Annotated in this window: 13 protein-coding genes, 1 tRNA gene and 6 pseudogenes; 15 read left to right on the forward strand and 5 right to left on the reverse strand. The window is 34.2% G+C overall.

The features are described from left to right. Positions 1-1,006: 1,006 nt before the first annotated feature. Positions 1,007-1,229, forward strand: a pseudogene (locus ACFINM_RS07215) (DNA-binding protein). An 83-nt stretch (positions 1,230-1,312) separates the two neighbouring features. Here ACFINM_RS07215 and ACFINM_RS07220 read toward each other — a convergent pair. Next, a tRNA-Thr gene (locus ACFINM_RS07220) sits at positions 1,313-1,388 on the reverse strand. Positions 1,389-1,842: 454 nt separating this feature from the next. On the opposite strand from ACFINM_RS07220, the gene ACFINM_RS07225 reads away from it, so the two are divergent. From ACFINM_RS07225 to ACFINM_RS07250, 6 genes are all read left to right on the forward strand, one after another. Continuing rightward, positions 1,843-2,019 carry a SlyX family protein gene (locus ACFINM_RS07225; protein WP_375630300.1) on the forward strand — a complete coding sequence of 59 codons (177 nt, stop codon included), beginning with the start codon at positions 1,843-1,845 and terminating at the stop codon, positions 2,017-2,019. Positions 2,020-3,050: 1,031 nt separating this feature from the next. Continuing rightward, the gene (locus ACFINM_RS07230; protein ID WP_375640982.1) at positions 3,051-4,478 is read left to right on the forward strand and encodes an amino acid permease; all 1,428 of its coding nucleotides are present in this window, start codon (positions 3,051-3,053) and stop codon (positions 4,476-4,478) included. Between the two features lie 40 nt (positions 4,479-4,518). Continuing rightward, the gene (locus ACFINM_RS07235) at positions 4,519-5,199 is read left to right on the forward strand and encodes an energy-coupling factor ABC transporter ATP-binding protein (RefSeq protein ID WP_375640983.1); all 681 of its coding nucleotides are present in this window, start codon (positions 4,519-4,521) and stop codon (positions 5,197-5,199) included. Further along, complete coding sequence (locus ACFINM_RS07240) at positions 5,196-5,855, forward strand: energy-coupling factor transporter transmembrane component T family protein (RefSeq protein ID WP_375621060.1); 660 nt, start codon at positions 5,196-5,198, stop codon at positions 5,853-5,855. The genes ACFINM_RS07235 and ACFINM_RS07240 overlap by 4 nt, the downstream gene beginning before the upstream one ends. Next, complete coding sequence (locus tag ACFINM_RS07245) at positions 5,852-6,409, forward strand: biotin transporter BioY (RefSeq protein WP_375640984.1); 558 nt, start codon at positions 5,852-5,854, stop codon at positions 6,407-6,409. Before ACFINM_RS07240 ends, ACFINM_RS07245 begins: the two co-directional genes overlap by 4 nt. Positions 6,410-6,666: 257 nt before the next feature. Then, entirely contained in the window at positions 6,667-7,233 is a 567-nt protein-coding gene (locus tag ACFINM_RS07250; RefSeq protein ID WP_375640985.1) for a biotin transporter BioY, read from the forward strand. Between the two features lie 51 nt (positions 7,234-7,284). Here the strand turns inward: ACFINM_RS07250 and ACFINM_RS07255 are convergent. Next, positions 7,285-7,431 (reverse strand): annotated as a pseudogene (locus ACFINM_RS07255) (single-stranded DNA-binding protein); the annotation flags it as partial. Positions 7,432-8,164: 733 nt separating this feature from the next. Between ACFINM_RS07255 and ACFINM_RS07260 the strand changes: the two are divergent. The 3 genes and pseudogenes from ACFINM_RS07260 to ACFINM_RS07270 all read left to right on the forward strand — a co-directional run. Next, positions 8,165-8,215: pseudogene (locus ACFINM_RS07260) on the forward strand (hypothetical protein); the annotation flags it as partial. Between the two features lie 244 nt (positions 8,216-8,459). Further along, a complete protein-coding gene (locus ACFINM_RS07265) occupies positions 8,460-8,915 on the forward strand; it encodes a hypothetical protein (RefSeq protein ID WP_375640986.1) in 456 nt (151 codons plus the stop codon). Beyond that, complete coding sequence (locus ACFINM_RS07270; protein WP_375640987.1) at positions 8,906-9,316, forward strand: hypothetical protein; 411 nt, start codon at positions 8,906-8,908, stop codon at positions 9,314-9,316. Before ACFINM_RS07265 ends, ACFINM_RS07270 begins: the two co-directional genes overlap by 10 nt. Here the strand turns inward: ACFINM_RS07270 and ACFINM_RS07275 are convergent. Next, positions 9,300-9,837, reverse strand: a pseudogene (locus tag ACFINM_RS07275) (hypothetical protein). The gene ACFINM_RS07270 and the pseudogene ACFINM_RS07275 overlap by 17 nt on opposite strands. 575 nt (positions 9,838-10,412) lie before the next feature. Beyond that, complete coding sequence (locus ACFINM_RS07280; protein ID WP_273790439.1) at positions 10,413-10,661, reverse strand: hypothetical protein; 249 nt, start codon at positions 10,659-10,661, stop codon at positions 10,413-10,415. Between the two features lie 179 nt (positions 10,662-10,840). On the opposite strand from ACFINM_RS07280, the pseudogene ACFINM_RS07285 reads away from it, so the two are divergent. From ACFINM_RS07285 to ACFINM_RS07305, 5 genes and pseudogenes are all read left to right on the forward strand, one after another. Next, positions 10,841-12,539, forward strand: a pseudogene (locus ACFINM_RS07285) (DUF637 domain-containing protein); the annotation flags it as partial. Positions 12,540-12,674: 135 nt separating this feature from the next. Next, positions 12,675-13,028: a hypothetical protein gene (locus ACFINM_RS07290; protein ID WP_183194745.1), complete on the forward strand. Its 354-nt coding sequence runs from the start codon at positions 12,675-12,677 to the stop codon at positions 13,026-13,028. 6 nt (positions 13,029-13,034) lie between these two features. Continuing rightward, positions 13,035-15,599, forward strand: a complete 2,565-nt coding sequence (locus ACFINM_RS07295; protein WP_375640988.1) for a DUF6990 domain-containing protein — start codon at positions 13,035-13,037, stop codon at positions 15,597-15,599. An 88-nt stretch (positions 15,600-15,687) separates the two neighbouring features. Then, positions 15,688-16,038 carry an HNH/ENDO VII family nuclease gene (locus tag ACFINM_RS07300; RefSeq protein ID WP_375618707.1) on the forward strand — a complete coding sequence of 117 codons (351 nt, stop codon included), beginning with the start codon at positions 15,688-15,690 and terminating at the stop codon, positions 16,036-16,038. A 270-nt stretch (positions 16,039-16,308) separates the two neighbouring features. Beyond that, a complete protein-coding gene (locus ACFINM_RS07305; protein ID WP_375621053.1) occupies positions 16,309-16,779 on the forward strand; it encodes an SMI1/KNR4 family protein in 471 nt (156 codons plus the stop codon). A gap of 597 nt (positions 16,780-17,376) precedes the next feature. Here the strand turns inward: ACFINM_RS07305 and ACFINM_RS07310 are convergent. Continuing rightward, positions 17,377-19,714 (reverse strand): annotated as a pseudogene (locus tag ACFINM_RS07310) (type ISP restriction/modification enzyme); the annotation flags it as partial.

The raw sequence follows: 19,714 nt of genomic DNA on the forward strand, positions 1-19,714 counted from the left end.
ACACAAAGCAGGATATGAATTAAAAACTTACATCTACTCATTTTTAAGAACAGAACAGCGAAAGGGCATAATAAATTCAAAACATCCATAGTGGATTATTTTAAGATCTATATCATTTTTTTGAATAAAGATTATGCTAAATACTATTCATTTTGCAGCAATTGATCTCCATCTAAAGACAATAACTTTATAATAAATCCATTTATAATCAGATAGATTTCACTCATAAATTCTTACAGTTGATCCAGAATGATTTAGAAGAACTTTACTTGAAAAAACTTCAATAATTCCAATGACAAAAAGCATTTTTAACAAAAAATAAGAGACATAATAATTAATGAAATAATTAGGTGTTGATTTTTAAGTAATTTCAAAAGTCATAAATTGCACCACAGAATTTTTTTATAAAAACAAAAAAACATTATAATTTAACATTATACATCTAAAACTCATCTTAGAATCAATAAAACATATACATAACGTGTTATACATATTTAATAAAAAAATCTATAGTTAATTTAATTATTCTTTGTTTTTTTCCCTAATTGCTTAATTTCATTAAAAAATACCTTTATGAAGGATTTTAAATAAACTGTTACATAAAAAACATAATGGATGTTTCTCCTCTCTTACAGTCTGTTTCCAACTGAAACAATATATTAGTGGAGCATATTCAATATATAGACCAATGATATTTGATAGTTTTTTTAAGAATATTGTACTGTAATAAATTTGAACAATTAGTTCGGTTTCATATATTTTCTTTTTCATATGAAGCATTTGGTAGGGCGTTCGGGTCCAATGGTATCATCTTTGCCTGGTGTTGTATTGGCTACGTTTCCAGCAGCCTCTTAAACAAATCAATCAAGCTATTGAAATCTTTTTAGAGGCAATAGCACAAGAGACACAAAAGATTTTGACAAAAAGCTGCTTGACAATATAGGAAGCTCTCTCCTCCTAGCATCCCAGCCCATTCACATAACATAAAAAATAAAAAGGCAATGAGATGATATTTGATGATGGCAATAGATATGTAACAATACGTGAGTGTGCACAGCTTTTTAGTATATCCACAACAACTTTTTAGTATATCCACAACAACGATTCGTAATTGGGTGCTTCAGAGGGGGCCGGAGCCATATAAGCTAGGGAGAGCAGTGAGGTGGAGAAAGAAAGAGATTTTAGCATTTACTCCAGAGAAAAATACGGAGCAAATAACAACAGATTAGATAAAATTGCATAAACCCTAGAAGGTGGTCTTCAAACAGATAATTAATTAAAAAAATATATATTTCAATACATTAAAAAAATATGGTGCCGCATGCCGGATTCGAACCAGCGACCCCATCATTACGAATGATGTGCTCTACCAACTGAGCTAATGCGGCATAGGTTTGTAAGTCAATGAGACAAAACTAATTTGAGGGTAATAGCTAAAAGTATGTATAAAAGCAAGAATGCATTTTTTCAATAATTTATACATATGATAATAATTTGAAGGAGAATTATGTAAAAGTCAGAGGAAAGTATTCTTTGACCTTAATGCTATAAAATGCGTTTCAATTTACGATAGCACTTAAATTAAGAAGCTGGGAATGTAGATCTTTAGGATGAAAAATGGTGTCAAGATCACTTAGTAAAGATAAAAACATTTTCTGATTCTTAAGAAAGAAATTTGTTACATAGAGTGATTGGGAAAATAAAGATCATCATAAACCTTTTATAATGTGCAAATAGATGAGTAGAATTAGTTGAGAAGTTACTTCTCATTTTTATGGGAAGAAAAAGGGAGGAGAATTAATAGAATTAATCACGTTTTTTATTTAAGAGGGAGTAAAAATCATGTTGGATGAAGATCGGCTGATAGAATTAGAAATGAAGCTAGCTAACCAAGAAAAATTCATTGAGGAACTTTCTCGAGAGGTAACTAATCAATGGAAAAGTTTGGATGAGATATCTAAAAAAGTTGATATTTTAGCGAGACGATTTTCAGATTTAAAAGAACTAGAGTGTTACTGAAGCTGTTATCTTACCATTTTCTCAATAGGGAGAAGGTGCGAAATATTTTTTATCACAATTGCAATTATTTACAGATGAGTCTTTATTTCACGCATTTTGTTAGACTTGTAGAATAATTTTTATAAGCTTCTTCATTAATTTTAATAAGTTCCAATCTTATAAGGAGAGCTGATATTAGAAGACGTTTTTTTATATGGGGTTTCTAGTACGAAAATTAAGAAAAGTTTTTGTAGAGTATTAAAGAAGCAGCTATAGAAAAATATATGAACTGCAATATTTTAAGTTTTTTCTGTACAGAGTTTTCTTATAGATGGGAGGTAGATTTATTCGCTAATTTTTTTAAATTGATACAAATAAAGTGATGTTATCGTTATCTATAGAAATCATAAGTGAGCACCTATATTTATAATGAAGCGTTTTAATTTTTTCTGATGATCAAGTGATCTTCAGTTGTTTTAATAGAGTGGGGGGGGGTAAGCGACATCGATTATGTTATAGTACAGAGAGCTCTAGAAGTTTTTTTCAAGATCAAATGTACTCTTCATTATATGTATATGATATTTTGTGAAAAGGCTTTTGTTTTTCGTAATTTAAGATACAAAATACTATTGCTAAAGCACCAAAGATAGACCATGCGGGTAAATAAGTGAGAGTAATGCAAATTGAGGACAGAAAATCAGGCATTACCTTGCATAGAGATTGATTAAGGTGATAGATATCTGTTTGCAGAAGGCTTGTTAAAATTTTATTAAAGGGGGTTGTTGTCCAATGTGATGTGATTACAGAGTGTGCGTTATCAATGACCAATGCTATAATGGTTAGTGTAACGAAAATGAAGGACATTAATTTAAATAAAGGGTGGAGCATATTTTTTCTTAAAACTTCAACCGGACATACGTATAATGCACAAAAAAATAAGGAGTTGCATTATGATAAGAAAATAAGTTTACGTTTGTTTTGTGTTTTTTAAAAGAGGTGCCTAATTTTTCAATAAAAGTTGAGGTTAAGTTCAACAAAAGTAGTGAGGCATGATGTCTGAAAAAAAGCACGAGGAATTGAAGCGTAGCCTTCAAAATCGCCATATTCAAATGATTGCTTTGGGTGGCGTTATTGGGACAGGACTTTTTTATGGGTCAACCGAGGCAATTCAATTAGCTGGTCCCTCAGTTATTTTATCTTATCTTGTCGGCGGGCTTATTATGTATTTCATTATGCGAATGCTTGGTGAAATGTCAGTAGAAGAACCGTCTTCAGGAGCATTTAGTTTTTTTGCTTATAAATATTGGGGGAGATTAGCTGGTTTCATAACAGGTTGGAATTATTGGTTTCTTTATATTCTTGTGAGCATGGCTGAACTTACAGTGATAGGGTTTTACCTTGATCATTGGATTTTGATTGATCATTGGAAGACATCTTTCATTGTTCTTTTATTTGTTACATTTGTTAATTTGTTTAATGTTCGTTTTTATGGAGAATTTGAATTTGCTTGCGCTTTGATCAAAGTGGCTGCTGTTATTGGTATGATTATTTTTGGAATTTTTCTCATTGTCACTGGACTAGGGGAAAATCAAGCGAATATTCATTATCTTTGGGACCATGGCGGGTTTTTCCCTTATGGAGCAGTAGGGGTTGTTTTAGCAACTTCTGTAGTAATGTTTTCTTTTGGAGGAACGGAGCTTATTGGTATTGCTGCTGGAGAGGCATCTAATCCACAAAAAACAATTCCAGCGGCTATTCGTCAAGTTATGTGGAGGATTATAATTTTTTATATTGGTTCTATCAGCATTATTATGATAATCAGCCCTTGGAATATGATTGGAAAAAATGGTAGTCCTTTTGTCACAATTTTCGAGACTATAGGAATTCCTGCTGCTGGTCATATTTTGAATTTTGTGGTGATTATGGCTGCTATTTCTGTTTACAATAGTGGCATTTATTCTAATGGCCGTATGCTTTATAGTTTAGCTGTACAAAAAAATGCACCACATATTTTTAGTAAACTGAGTGCTGCTCGTGTTCCTTATATTGCTATCCTTTTTTCATCATTATGTACGGCGTTGATTGTCGTTGTTAATGCTCTTATTCCTGATAATAGTTTCATGCGGATCATGGCTCTTGCAACTGCAGCAGCAGTGATTACTTGGGCTATTATTGTTATTGTTCATTTGAAATTTCGCAATGCCCATAAGAACAGAAAGGGCGATTTTATTTATGCGTTTGGTTTATATCCTTACGCTAACTATCTTTGCCTCTGCTTTCTTGTTTTATTATTTTGCATTATGTTTGTCAGTGGTTTGGGGAAAAATGGATTGATGACTCGACTTTTTGATATGATAGGAATAAGCTTGCCTTTTCTTGAAGCATATATTCCTGTACAGATGCCTGATATGAGTTTGGCAGTCATTATTATTCCTCTATGGTGCTTGTTATTACTTTTAGGTTATAAACTGAAACGATAGAGAAAGAAGAGCTAATAAAAGGGATTGATTGGAATAAATCTTGGGGACTATAAAATTTGATGAGGTAACACAAGTTTTTGGTGATTTGTGTGTTTTAAGAAATATTACTGTACAGCTTACCGAAAAACGAATTGCTGTTATAGGTGCGAATGGTTCTGGAAAAAGTACATTTGTTCGTCTTATTAATGGACTCCAATTACCATCTCACGGTTTTGTAAGCGTTGATGGGCTTGATACCAAGCGCGATGCAAAAGCAGTAAAGCGTAAAGTTGGATTTGTTTTTCAGAATCCCGATAATCAGATTGTTTTACCATTAGTTGAAGAGGACTTATCCTTTGGTCTCAAAAATTTAAAGCTTAATAAAGATGAAATTAAGGAGCGTGTAGATGAAATTTTACAGCGCTATGAACTTCAAGATTTCAGAAATCACGCTGTCCATTTATTAAGTGGTGGGCAAAAACAACTCGTTGCTATTTCTAGTGTAGTTGCAATGAAACCAGACTACATTATTTTTGATGAGCCGACGACATTACTTGATTTGCGAAATAAGCATCGCGTTACGCAAGTGATAGAAGAATTACCACAAACGGCAATAGTTGTATCGCATGATTTAGAGTTTTTGAAAAAGTTTGATAGAGTGCTGGTTTTTGATAAGGGGGAGATAGCAATTGATGAAGTACCTTTTGTTGCTATAAAGGAGTATATAAGAAGAATGTCATGATCGGTTTATATATTCCGAGGGATACATTTATTCATAGGTTAAGTCCTGGAGTTAAGTTATTATTTCTTACGGCCTGTGGAACTTTTATAATAATGGTTTCTTCCATAGCGCTTCTTGGTTTATTTTTGTTGTTTGTCATCTTATTCTATAGAGTCGCCAAGATCCCTTTCAAAACTGTGATAAAGCAATTTAAATCGATGGGATTGCTTTTAGTTCTTCTATTTGTATTTCAAACTATTTTTAGCGGTTGGCTTACGGGGGTTGAGGTCATATTACGTCTTGTTATCCTCTTTTCTTTATCATCAGTTATTTCATTCACAACAAAAGTGTCAGATATGGTGGATGCAATTGAAGCAGGCCTCCAGCCCTTTCGTTGTTTTGGTATAAATCCATCAAAAGTGAGTATGGTTATCTCTATGGCGATCAGGTTTATTCCTCTTTTGAGTGAAAAGTTTAATGAGGTACATGAAGCACAGCAAGCACGAGGACTTAATACTAACATTGTCGCTCTTGCGATACCTTTAATTATACGGACTATAAGAATGGCGTCAGAAGTGGCTGAAGCATTGGAAGCGCGTTCTTATGATGCTGATACTATTGATACAGCATCTCGTAATAATCAGAGTTTTTATAGTAAAAAAAGAAGAATTAAATGAATACAAAAGATTTAGTTTATATTGCTTTATTCGCCGCTATTTATACTATTTTGGGCCTTTTTCCTTCTATTTATCTTCCTTTTCTTCTAGGGGTACCTATTACAGCTCAATCGATGGGACCGATGCTAGCAGGGTCTATTCTTGGGGCAAAAAGGGGTGCTTTAGCGTCACTCCTTTTTCTTGTTCTTGTTGCGATTGGATTACCTCTGTTGCCTGGTGGTCGTGGTGGAATCAGTGTCTTTTCAGGAATTGCAAGTGGTTATTTAATAGGTTTTCCATTTGCCGCATTTTTTATTGGTTTAATGGTAGAGTTGTTTTGGCAGCGGTTAAATTTTATAACATTATTTATAATAAATACTTTTGGTGGCATTGGGATAGTTTATTCTTTTGGTGTTCCATGGACAGCGTATATGACCAAAGTTTCTTTACTGAAGGTTTTAATGGCTTCATCAGTTTTTTTGATAGGCGATTGTTTAAAAGTGTTGATTGCATCCTTTATTGCACTCGCGATTAAAAGATCTGTTCCTCTCATTCATTCAAAGCATAATAACTAAAATAAATGTATTATTTTGTTATATTGTTATTATATAATATTCATATATCACTATTATCGAATTTAAATATAGTAATTTATGATGTAATTAAACATTGTAGAATCTAATATGATTCATATAAGTGATGTTATTAAAATAAATTATTATAGTATTTTTCTCTATATCTAAAGCATTTAAAGTGTACTTTTATAAATCTGATACTTTTTATTAATTATACAACAATAACGAAAGCTTTTCCCTAGTGAAGGAATAATTCAGTGAATACAAAAGATTTAGTTTATATTGCTTTATTTGCCGCTATTTACGCTGTTTTGAGTCTTTTTCCTCCTATTTATCTTCCTTTTTTGCTGGGTGTCCCTATTACAGCTCAGTCTATGGCTCCGATGTTAGCAGGCTCTATACTTGGAGCGAAAAGGGGAGCTTTAGCATCACTTCTTTTCCTTGTTCTTATTGCGATTGGGTTACCTCTATTGCCTAGTGGTCGTGGTGGAATTAGTGTTTTTTCAGGAGTTACGAGTGGTTATCTGATTAGTTTTCCATTTGCTGCATTTTTTATTGGCTTTATGGTAGAATTATTTTGGCACCGGTTAAATTTTATAATATTATTTGTGATAAATACCGTGGGTGGCATTGGGATAGTCTATTCTTTTGGAATACCATGGGTGGCTTATATGACACAGGTCCCTTTGCTGACAGTTTTAATAAGTTCATTAGTTTTTTTTGTTAGTGGTTTCTTGAAAGTGCTGATTACATCCTTTGTAGCGTTGACCATTAAAAAAACCGTTCCTCTCATTCATTCGGAAAAAGGGGCAGTTTTGTACTGAAGAACAAGTTTTTCCAAATGTATGTAGATTAAAAAGCACTACGGAATATTATTCTGTTTTGTCTACTTTTTTATTGGTATTTTTATCTGCATAGCTCTCAGAGGTAGCCATACGAAAATTGAATGTTGCGGCACCAAAATTCTTTTTTCTTTCAGGAGCAGCTCTCAAATAGCCAATTAATATCATTTTATTCAACATGCTTGTAAGTTTTATTCGATTTGCATATTATATGCATAAAGCCTTAGAATAATTTATTATTTTTTTAATATTTTTAGTTAATTAATCACTAATTTTTAAATTATTAAATTATATTAATTGTACAAAAACATGGATAATTAAGTGTTCATCTAAAACTCTTGATGTATATAATACCCTTATAAATGTATTAATATAAGGTATAAAAATGAGATTTGAATGGAATGAAGCTAAAACAAAAAGTAATCTTAGAAAGCACCGTGTAAAGTTTTGAAATAGCTGCATATGTTTTTTCTGATCTATTCTCCATGGCTAAACAAGACCGTGTTGAAAATGGAGAGTATGGTTAGCAAGCTTTAGTGCTTGTGGAGTTTTTTTTATTACTATTCGTAGTGCATACTGTCCATGACGATAAAGATGGCATAGAGGTAATCCGTATTATTTCAGCACAGAGAGCCAACTCGAAAGAAAAGAAACGTTATAAAGAAGAAAGTTCGTTATAAAATCGAGGTAGGTAACTTATCGGCTTTGACAGATGAACAGATAGTTGAAATTGATAAATTGGCTGTAATGTCGGATAGAGCAATTGATCATAGAGATATTCTGTCACTCAATGATGAGTTCTGGAAAGACGCCGTTTTCAATCCATTCTGTAAACCCATGAAAACTGTCACAACTGTGCGTGTGGATTCAGACGTACTAGCGTGACTTTAAAAGTCAAGGGAAAGGATATCAAACGCGGATTAACGCCATTTTACGTGATGCCATGCTTCGTTCAATGCACTGATTTCTCCTCCACTTAAAAGCAGGGAAGGGGGAGCCCATATTTTAAAAATCTAAGTAGCTCTCACTGCAGAGTTCTCTAAAGTTCGTATTGCTTTTGCAATTAAAATTTTATAGCCTCAATTTTCAGCCAAACGATTCTAAACGACGCAGTATATTTGGATACACTACACTCCCATAGTCACTAAGATAACTTAGGCAACATCTACCACCCGATAAGACATAGACATTGTAATTATGTTAACTTTATGAATACCATTAACTTCCTTTCTTATAAATATAAAATAGATCCAGCCTCAGAATTAGTTAATATCAATGATGCTGATAAATTTTTAGAGGAAGGGAGATACGATTTTAACCGTGATAATCAATGTGCTACCTTAATAATCGAAAAGTTTTCTGTGAACTCGAAGATCTGCTATTGGATTTATGTGTTAACGGGAGAAAATAGTCCTTATAATCCCGAAGTGATTGATTCTGAAAATGACTTTCAGAATATTCCTAACCCACATCCTAGAAAATATGTTGAACAGAATAAGCAATATTTTGGAATTTTGATTCCTATAGAGTTTACTCTTTTTTCTTCAAATAAAGAGTTAAACAAATTCTTGCAGCTACACTACAAAAAATCTTTTCCCCCGAAAACGATTGATATCTCACCTGATATTGTTGGTAAGGAAGAGTTCGAAAAAAATTGCTTTTAATTAAAGAAATAAAACTGAAATATACACAACCAAAACAATTAGATTTTTTTGCAGTGCAATCAGAAGACAACTTGCTAAAGATGGCTAAACTTTTGTTGGGTGAATTTCCCACGGATGATTATTCTGAAATGGAACTTGACTTGGGTATCAAATTTAAAGAAAAAAATAATTTAAAGAATTATTTTTTGAATCTTTTTAAAAAATATAAATTAAATCCAGCATTTAAAAACATAAGTTTTGTTGGAAAGACACATAATAATTTTGATATAATCTTTAATACTGAAACTTTTCAACATAAATTTGCTATTAAAACAAGTAAAAATGATAATGGTATGTATAATGAAGGTCATATAAAAGAAAAATTAAAGCATGAAATCGTAAGTTTTACTGCATCTGTTTAATAGAGTACTGTAGCGTGTAAATAGATATATTTATTAAACTGCGTGTACGCAACATAAGAAAGAACACACAGACTAAAAAAGTACCAAATTATAATATTTGAATATCCAAGAGCAATATCTAAGTACCAAAGTATGGTATCCAATGAAAAAGAAAACTTGTGTTCCACGTGCTTAGAAATGACAGGCAAAGAAACAGTTTCTTTATAACTACTTGGGAAAATTAAAACGACAAGCGCTAAAATTATTAACTTTAGGAGACTGTGCATATACTGATGTAATTCACATGTTAATCTCTTCCAACCTGTTGTATTGCCGCATTTATATTGTGGGTTGTTTTGCAACTCAGAAGGGATATTAGAATTGCATAAAATTGCAAAAACAGTTGTTACGATCACCAAAGAAATAGACGCGAATGTCAAAATACCCTGAATAAAGTCAAGATTTTTTCTTATTCCTAAAAAACATACAAATATAAAAATTATAACGCCAAACAAGGCTTTTCTCTTCTTATCTGTAAACATATTTATTTCCTGTGAAAAAATTATGATCTCAATTTCTTAAATTATTTTCTGATATAAAAACACAAACTACCTTTTAGTCTTTTTAGCATTTGCTTTTCTTTTAATAGCAATGTCTTCTATTGCATCCAGTTGCTTTTAATATTTTAGTTAACCTCGTCTATGATTTATCTATAGTTGATGATAGCTTTAAACACAGAGCTCCATAATCCCAAACTCTTGCTTGCATTTTGATACCCAAATCCACCTTTCAACAAAGCCCATCGCACTGGCAACCATTTCATAAAGATTAAAGAAAAGCTCTGTTATTTCAAAAGTACACGAAAGGGAATCATAACTGCCGCAACATTTTTTGCGCTGATGCTGGCTACTCATGTTTTAAAAAACAAATATTTTGAAATTCGCGTATCCTAAAATCCTTAATTTGTATTAATGGATTTATTTACTTTATAAATTTGATACTATAGAGCTATTTTAGCTTCTAGAAATATATTGTACATTAAAAAAACTTTTTAATCACTCTTTAAATGCATATCCAATCCAAAAATAATCAGCACTTTTCACTATTTTGCTACTTTTTAGAAATCTATTTTAAACTCTCCTATCATTAGTTCATGAAGAGTTTTGGTGCGTGAAAGAAGGTCTTTTTCAATCTCTTCACAATACTTAGAAAAATCTGTTGCTCTTGGAATGATTTTTTTAGACATGCTTTCTACGTTGCTCTGCAAAATGCGTTTTAAGGACTCTTTCAAAATCAATAAGGAAATACCTTTGAGTTCAGTTTGATAAGCTTGAGAAGAGGTATTATAGTCCATATATTTTTGCATGTGGAAGCTACCACAAGAGAACAAGCGAAAAGTATTAGAGATATCATCATTTGAAGCTTTTACAGCAATAAACCTGTGAAGCCATATGCAAGTCTCAAGTGCATTTTCTTCATTCGGTTTTTGTTTTTAATTTTCCATACGACACACTGCTTATTACTTTGGGTTGATTAAGATTTGTAAGGAAAGTTGATTGGCAAGCAGTTAAGGCTGAATTTAAAGACTGGGATTATAAAGCCCAAGGGCTGACAGAAGCCGGTGCAGCTCTTGTGGCCTTGGTTGTCACGGCGGTTACGGGTGGAGCAGCCTCGGGCGCTGCCAGTGCCATTACCGGTGCTTTGGGGCTTGGCTCGAGCACCGCCATGAATGCGGCGATACAGGCTGGTGTCCAAGCGCTGATTAACAAAAGCGCTGTGGCTCTTGTCAATAATCGCGGCAATATTGCCGGCGCCTTGCATGAGCTTGGCTCTTCAAAGAATGTTCTCAGCATTGTCTCATCGATGTTAACGGCGGGCTTAACCAGCCAAATAACGGAAATGGCAGGTGTTGGACAATCTTTGCCAAAAACCGCTCCTTTTGTCGATCGTATCGCCAGTGAAGCGGAAAAGAACTTGATCAAAGGCGCCATTGGCACAGGCGTTCAAACGGCTCTTGAGGGTGGCTCTCTTGACAAGAACTTTTTTAACAATCTGCGCATCGCCCTGTCTGATACGGTTGGCAAATCGTTGGCGGAAGAAATCGGTACCGCCAAGGCAGAAGGCAAAATAGATACGGTCACGCAGATCGTTGCCCACGCCGGTCTTGGCTGTTTAAAAGGCGCGGTTGCGAGCGGTGCTTGCACGGCCGGTGCTGTGGGGGGGGGCTGTGGGTGAAGCCACTGCTATGCTCCAGTTTAAACTGTCGACCAAAAATTTTATACAAAAAGAAATAGCAGCATTGGATGGTCGTGTTCCAACGGCAGAAGAACAAGCGCGTATCAATGCAAAGATTGAAGCACAGTTTTCTGATTTTAATGATCATGCCATTGATATCGCGCGCATAGCGGGGGGCTTTGCTGCTGCCCTTGCTGGTGGTGATGTCAATACTGGCGCTGATGCCGCAGGTAATGCTGCCGAAAATAATTTTCTTCCTGCGGTAGCAGCTGCTGTAGCGTTCATTGTGTCGCTTACGCCACAAGAGTTGGCAGCTCTGTCTCTTTTTATGGCTGGTGGAGCAACTATTGTTCAATCTCCTAACAATAGAACCGCTATAGCTGATTTCCTTACCTATTGGTTTGCATCGAAAAATTCTGCAGAAGATAGCGAAAAAACAAATCAAAACTCACAAGAAGAAAAAAATAAAGATTCTCAGAAAGAAAGTAAAAATAAGAAAAAAAACGGAAACAATAAAGAACCACAAAACAATAATGATGGAAAGGGTAACATACTTGAACAAGTCAGGAAGCATCATGATAAAAAACGCGATGAGAAAAAACAAGAATTAAAGGATGAAGGATGTATAGTATGCGAGACAGAAATAGTATTCAAAACTAAGACGGATAAGGGGGTAGTAAAATCTCGTGCGGATATTGTTTATATAGAGAATGGTAAAATAAAAATTGGCGAGGTAAAAACGGGGAAGAATTCTAAATTAAGTGAACAACAAAAGATTTTAAAAGAGGCATATAAAGAAGGAAATGCTGAGTCCACAAAAGGAAAATTTATAAAATTTTTTAAAGAGAACAAAGAGTTCTTAGAGAAATATCAAGAATCGTTCAAAGATTTTAAAGGAAGTGATAAAGAATTAAACGAGGCTAGTAAAGAATGGATTAAAGGACAATTGAATAATAAGTTAGACAAAACTGACGTTAACGTTTTTCATTATCCAGGACTTTTTGAATGAAAGTGAATAGCGATGCGAACTAAAGACGCGACAGAGATTTTAAAAACGCTTGGCTGGGAGACGAAAGATCAACTATTATTTACAGTGGTAGAACAGTATTAGCGTGAATAAACTGCGACTTATGGAGAATAATCTATGAACTTTTCGTTAAAAAAAATACATCGCCCTGATATTATTTATGTGGAGAAAGGTGTATTAAAAGTTATTGATATAAAAACTGGTAATTTTCAATTAACAGAATGTCAAAAAGATTTTGAAATAGCGTATAAAACAGGAGATGCAAAACCTTTTGGGAAAATTATGAAACGCTATCTGGGCGAAAATAAGGAACAGCTTAATAAATACCAAGAAGATTTGAAAAAATTTGAAGGAGATGCAGAGCTTCTGAAAGAGTTTAGAGACAATTGGAGTGAAAATCAAATAAACAAAGAGTGGAATAGAATAATTCCTTATACAGTTAGCTGTTATCCGGCGGTTGGAGAAGAGTGAAACATTATGCAAACTAAAGATGCAGCAGAAATATTAAAAAGTCTGGGCTGTGAGCTCTATCGTGATGAAGTAGGCGATACATTTGCCTATTATTATCTTCCGGATCGCATTGTGGATTTGAGCTATGGTGTGAAACATGAAACGGATGGTGAAAAATTTTGGTTATTAGCTAGTTTCACAACTGCTTCTTATAGTCTTGCTTGTGAATATTCTAGGGGGCAAAAGTCACGGTATGGATATATACTCTATCCAGAAATAGGTGATTTCGGGGTTACGGTACCGGATCTTTCAGAAAGTCATATTGAATCTGCTTTAAACAAAGTCATTACTTGGGCGCAAGCACAAGATATTGAAAAAAAATTACATGAAGAAGCTGCTAATCATTCTCTTGTTGCAAAGGCTCTTCTCGGCGAGATAGAAGCTTTAAGGAGTTATGAGTCTACGCCCAAAATAAACGTATCAGAATTTTCTGATTATAAAATAATGACGTGGAATGAACGCTTGCTTCTTTTTGCACAGGTCTATAAAAATGGGGAATTAGACGATATTCTAACGCGCAATAAGCCAAAACAGCGCTCGATAAATCTCATCGCAGCAAGTCGCATCCTCAAAACGCGAGGATGGATTGCTATGGAACCTGAGAGAATGTTTCTCTCTTTGCCAGACCGTTTTATTCAATTTGATTTTGGCTTTATACGTCTTCATGATAATTACAATGTTCGTCTTGAAGCTGAAATATCTAATGAAGAGATTTCTGTAGCTTGCAAATATATTCACTATAGGAGAGAATATAATTGGATACGACCTACGGATATTTATAAGTCTTTTAACACGATTGGAGGAGGTTTTTTTAGTGGTTTTGGCAAGGAAATTGATATTTGTGTAGAGGAATTGAATGAGCAAGAGTTAACAAAAATCTCTGAGCGGATAATACAGTGGGCACGCTCCCAAGATTTACAAGCATCAATAGAAAGCAAAACACGTGTTCAAAAGTATAGCTACAATATAGATATAGTCTGGCATTTGGCTTGTTTAGCGTTGACAGGTCGAATTGATATCCTGAAATCTTATAAAAATTTTTTAGAAGCTGGTACGATTTCTGAACATTTGGATGATGATGAAGTAGAAAAATATGTTAACCATGCCGTTGAATTTGCTGAAGAACATCTGAAAATCCTTAATGAGCGAGAAGCAGCAGAAGCACATCTTGGTCCGAAAGCTTTGATTACTTTCAATAAGGTTGCTGAGCAATTAAAAGAAATGGGTTGGACAGTTTATCGTGATAAAAACTATGATCGTAATACCTATTTTATCAGTAAAGACCGTATCATCAATATAATGTACAGTCTTCAAAGTGCTGAAGAAGAGCCAATTGTTGCATTTAAGGCTTCCCTTTCAACACTTGGCTTTTCCACTGCTCATAGAGAGATTTTCTATAATATGCCTCAATATATAGCCCTCAAAGAAGCAGAAGAAGTTTATACAGTTTCTAGTACTGAATTGGATAGAGGCAAGCTAAAGGAGATTTGTACAGATATACTTGAATGGGCAGATCGGCAAAATGTCAATCAAATCATTTATGATTATGCGGCTTTTTCCCCAGACAGTGAACTTGATCTTGTAGCGCGTCACCTTATTGCGCTTGTTTTGATTGGGGATGTTGAAAAGCTCAAATCTTATAAGGAGAATTTTAGAAAAGGAAATCCTTTAGGTTTTGTGGAAGAAATCTCAAAATATAGAATTGATAATCTCCTCACTCTTGCACGGGGTTATCGAGCAGGTTTTCCGAAAAATGCACCGATTTTGAGCTTGGATCCGCAAACAGCACCTGTTTCTTCTAAAACAACTTCTGTTGAAGTGGCAGAGGAAGTGGATGAAGCAGATGACACTGATGATCGTCTCACCATGGAAAGTGCTCATGCACTTTTGAAAAGCTTAGGTTGGTCAACTGAGAAAATCAATGAGAATGACCATATGGCAAGCTATCAATTGGCTGATCGTGAAGTAGACATTCTTTATAACGACGAAATTGCCAAAGATTACCCACAATTTGATAGCGCCTTTTTGATTAGCACGGGCATTCTTTCCACCGCTTGTAAATTCATTGATCCTACCCACACGGAAGATATTCCAGATATACAGCTTAATTTTGAAGCCAAGGGATTAGAAATCTTTGAACCAGAAGTCACTACGGATCGTTTAACACAGGCGCTTGATGATGCGCTAGAATGGTCAGTCAAAGAGATTGACCTTTCTAAAAGACTTCGCTCTGATTATGGCGCTGCTCCTTGGGAAAAAGGCGCCACGTCTAAAGCAAACGATACGGATTATGCTTTACTTCATCTTGGCGCTCTTGCTTTATTGGGTGATGTTGAGACTTTACAATCTTATCAGAAAAGCTTTACGGCAGGTGATCACCTAGGCTTTGACGAGAGCATCAACAAAACCCACCTTGAACGTGCATTAGCTTTAGCCAAAGAAGTAGCAAAGGTGAAGCAAGTGAGCTACGCTTTGATTGAACGGGTAGCAAAAGATTTTGATGATCACTCAGAGCTTTCTAGCGAGGAATAACCTTGCTCTTGGAAGGAGAGTTTATTTAAGTCTATTTAGAACAAAGAATAAATTGATTATTTTGAAAAAATCGAGGGGATTATGAATCATGAAATGGATAAAGAAAAAAAGTATGGGGGCAGCTGAGCCGGTGGAATTTAAAAGTCAAAAAGTTTATCAGGAAGATGAACTGTTTGAGCCCGAAACAGTTTCTTCTTGGAAAGAAGAAGGACAGATAGTAACGGGTACAAATGTGGAAAGAATGGTATCAGGAAGAGCACCTATTGGAGTCGATTTTAGACCTATTATGTTACATCCTGTGACACAAGAACAAGATAGTCCTCTCGTTGAGGTTCTCTACTCATTTTATCAAGGCAGGAGTTTGGTTGCTCCTATGAATCCAAAGACAAATTTTATCAGAAAAGTTATTTGTTGGATTTCAAAAAAAATTCCTAAGTAGGAAAAAAGAAAGAGTAATTATTGCAAATATTGAAATAATATCCCTAAAAGGCGCTCTCTAAACTTTAATGATCACCTCCTTTAATTCCATCATATATTGTAAATGCGAGATGATTGTACAGAGACAGATGAGAAAAGAGCTCCGTCAAGAACATATCTCTTATGATTTTATCAATCTCATCTCAATTCCATTGGCTATAGTAGAAAAAGATTGATCATTAGGAGCACTCATTATGAGTAAAAACACGCTGTGACTTATGGAGAAAAATTTATGAAAAGTTATACTTTATCAGATGTTGCACAATATGTTGATATGCATAGTCATGTTATTAATTTTGGTACTCAAGATAATGCCCCTGATGATGTACGGATTAAAACAGCTGAGAACACTCTTGGTTTACAATTTACCTCTTCCTATAAGAATTTTTTAAAAAATTATGGAGGAGGAGAAATTGGTGGTGAAGAGATATTCAGTATTTATGAAATCTGCGCAGGTATTCCTGCTGGTGATATTGTTTACCGAAATTTGCTCGATAGAAGAGATGGCTTTACGGACCCCAAACAACTTGTTATCTGCACAACTGATTTTGGTGAAACCTTTTATTTTGATTATACGCAGTTTCGGGATGGTGAATGCCCACTCTATCTCAAGTATACATCTGAAGATTCCGAATATTACGCAAGTAATTTTTATGAATTTCTCTGCAAAAGAATTAAAGAGTATGCAGGGGAAGATTCATGAAAACTTATACCTTAGATGATGTTATACAACTAGTTGATAAATAGAATAATTGCGATTTATTGCTTGTTATGAAAACATCTAAAAAGAGATTGATCATTATAAAGATTAGAAAAATCCCTTTTAATAGACCGTGTCAGTGTTGTCAGTTCTTTTTAGAGCCTATATTATTTTTTTAATAAAAGAAAATTAAAATCAATATATTTCAATAGGTTAATATTTTACAGATCTTAAAAAAACAATCTATATTGATAATACAACCTATAAATTCAACTAATAATATACGTTTTGAGGGGGTTTTGACGGTTTTTACACCTTCAAAACCTATAAGTAATATAAGAAAATGAATATACATAACTCTCTTTAAACAAAGCTTTTGAAAAGCATAAAGCACTCATTTTAGATTACGATATAATCTTTTAAAGGCAATTCAAAAGAAGCCTATTCACTTTAAGATGGGATTTCTTTTTAGAATAACGCATATAAACACTCCTTTTAAGATGGTAGGTAATCAACTTAACAAGAGAGGTATAGATTAATCGCTATGTTCTATACCCCTTATGAGTTTATCATACCCATTATGTGAGCATGCTTTATAAGTTATTCAGTTTCTTTAATTTCTAATTTTGGTAGTTTTTTTACGATTTTCATTGTTTCTAAACTTACCGTAATAACCCTTTGAAACAATTCTAGAGGGTAGGCAGGGTTGCCAACGGTTTCAACAGCATAGCGATTGGCATCATTAACAATGCCACTCTTTTTATCAGTCTTTACACATTGACGCCCCATAACCCATTCAAGAGCGGGTTTACCATTAACGATATACGCATAAGCGTCAAGAGGGATATTTGTTATTGTGATATTGCTATTATAAAAAACAATCGATTTATCTTTCTCTTTACCTGCTTTTGCGAATTTCATTTCAGTCACATAATAAAACTTTTCTGGATTAGAGATATCAGTCTGTTTTGGATTGCCTTTTTTAAAGGTCACGGGATAAGGTTCTACAGTTTCATAGTTTACGTGCAAATGACCCAGTTCACGTCCTGCTGTTACAAACTTCCAAAAATCATCAGCACTCTTTACACACGGGATACGAGGCAATTCTTTAGAGAGGTTATCAGCATAACGAGCACGGTAATCTTCCGAATAGAGTAAACCGTAAACGTAATAGAATAGATCATCCTTAGTAATTTTTTCATTTGGATAAGCCTCTTTAAAATGTGCTAATCCTTCATCCGTAATGGCATCATGCTTCTGTAAACCAGCTGTTGTGCTTTTTTGTGTAAATAAATGGGATTGTTTCTCTTTATTGTTTTTCAAGGATTCAGCATCTTCATAAATATAGCGTGGAAAGCATTGACCTTTATCCACTACATCAAGATTAGGTAAATTTTTAGACATAAGTACAGAAAAACCCGATTGAGTTCTCGTACCTGTAATTTGTATTACCATATTTTCAACCACCTTCCCCATAGGGAATATCCGCGGCATTTGATAGACTCTCTCATTAAAAGTACGGTTGCAGTATAGCCATTGTTTCGTAAAAGGACGATAAAGACTTTGCGTGATGCATCTATTTTCAAATTCAAAGATTTTTCCTCTTACTAACTCTTGTTTAACATTATAGCTCCAACTTATCTTCCTCTCATCTGTATCAACGAAATTATTTACAGCCTTTGTACGTATCTTGCGACTAGCATGCGGATAGATATCATTAAAACGTTCCACTTCACTGTTATAGAAGGCAATCATATTACTCATGTTTTTCTTTAAAGTTTCATGGCTTGAGTTATACGTCCAAGCATCACGATTAGTTACAACCCCAAGAGAAAATGTTTCAAATAGTTTGAAATTACATCCCTTCTTATCGCCTATAGCTAAAAATGTTTTGAAATTGTTATCACGTTGATGAATCCAGTCACCATGTTCATCCGGTGTAATTATTTTCCAACTCGATTTATTTGTGATGCCATCAACACTACCAAATTATTGAAGCATCTCAAGTTTTTTGCGGTGGAAAGATTATCTCCAATATCATGATAGTAAATCTTACAATCTTCAGAAACATTGGGATTTTTGATAAATAGTGTCACAGCAATGCCGGTCATACTTCCATTGCCAAAAACATTTTCTCCTTCTTGAGCGTTATTTTTATTCATCATATTTTTACGTATATCCCCCGTAAATTAAGTACATAAATACTTGTAAATTCTTTTGCTAAAGATTTTCGTAAACTATCCATTGTTGGCTTTTCTACATAACCAGAACCAGAAACAAAGCCGATTACCCCAGCATTATCAATACGGTCACTAGCCCAACGAATGGCACGAATATAACTATCATAAAGTTTGTTCCGATTTATAATTTTTGTTGATTTCAATATATATTTTTCACGGATACATTCATCTAATATGGGGTAAGATGTATTCGGATTATTATCATTAGCACTCTTTTGTCCAAAAGAATAAGGAGGATTACCAAAGATAACTTTGATATCCAGTTTCTTTTGATGTTCTAAATATTCACTGTTTTCTTTAAGTATACCTTTCATTAAATCTTGTTTTTCAATCATCCGAAACGTATCGGTTAAGCCAATATGCTTGAAAGGGATATACTCTCCTTTCTTCAAACTATGATAAGTCGATTCAATATCAATCGCTGCTATGTAATAGGCAAGTAAAACAATCTCATTGGCGTGGATATCATGACGGAACTTATATTCCATATCCTCTGGTTTGATGAGATCTGATTGTAAAAGCCGTGTGATAAAGGTCCCTGTTCCCGTGAAAGGGTCGAGAATAGAAACACCCCGTGACCCCAAGCTTTTTCCAAACTCATTACGCAACACATCATCAACAGAATGAATGATAAAATCAACAACCTCAACGGGCGTATAAACAATCCCAAGCCTATCTGTTGTCTTTTTAAATGCCTT

The sequence above is a fragment of the Bartonella sp. AA168HLJHH genome (assembly GCF_042197365.1).
GTDB lineage: Bacteria > Pseudomonadota > Alphaproteobacteria > Rhizobiales > Rhizobiaceae > Bartonella.

Excerpts from the sequence above, each read along its gene's own strand:
- ACFINM_RS07240 (WP_375621060.1), top strand. The coding sequence starts at position 5,196 with ATGATCGGTTTATATATTCCGAGGGATACATTTATTCATAGGTTAAGT.
- ACFINM_RS07295 (WP_375640988.1), top strand. The coding sequence starts at position 13,035 with ATGCAAACTAAAGATGCAGCAGAAATATTAAAAAGTCTGGGCTGTGAG.
- ACFINM_RS07265 (WP_375640986.1), top strand. The coding sequence starts at position 8,460 with ATGAATACCATTAACTTCCTTTCTTATAAATATAAAATAGATCCAGCC.
- ACFINM_RS07290 (WP_183194745.1), top strand. The coding sequence starts at position 12,675 with ATGAACTTTTCGTTAAAAAAAATACATCGCCCTGATATTATTTATGTG.
- ACFINM_RS07230 (WP_375640982.1), top strand. The coding sequence starts at position 3,051 with ATGTCTGAAAAAAAGCACGAGGAATTGAAGCGTAGCCTTCAAAATCGC.
- ACFINM_RS07225 (WP_375630300.1), top strand. The coding sequence starts at position 1,843 with ATGTTGGATGAAGATCGGCTGATAGAATTAGAAATGAAGCTAGCTAAC.
- ACFINM_RS07245 (WP_375640984.1), top strand. The coding sequence starts at position 5,852 with ATGAATACAAAAGATTTAGTTTATATTGCTTTATTCGCCGCTATTTAT.
- ACFINM_RS07305 (WP_375621053.1), top strand. The coding sequence starts at position 16,309 with ATGAAAAGTTATACTTTATCAGATGTTGCACAATATGTTGATATGCAT.
- ACFINM_RS07300 (WP_375618707.1), top strand. The coding sequence starts at position 15,688 with ATGAAATGGATAAAGAAAAAAAGTATGGGGGCAGCTGAGCCGGTGGAA.
- ACFINM_RS07280 (WP_273790439.1), bottom strand. The coding sequence starts at position 10,661 with ATGCAAAAATATATGGACTATAATACCTCTTCTCAAGCTTATCAAACT.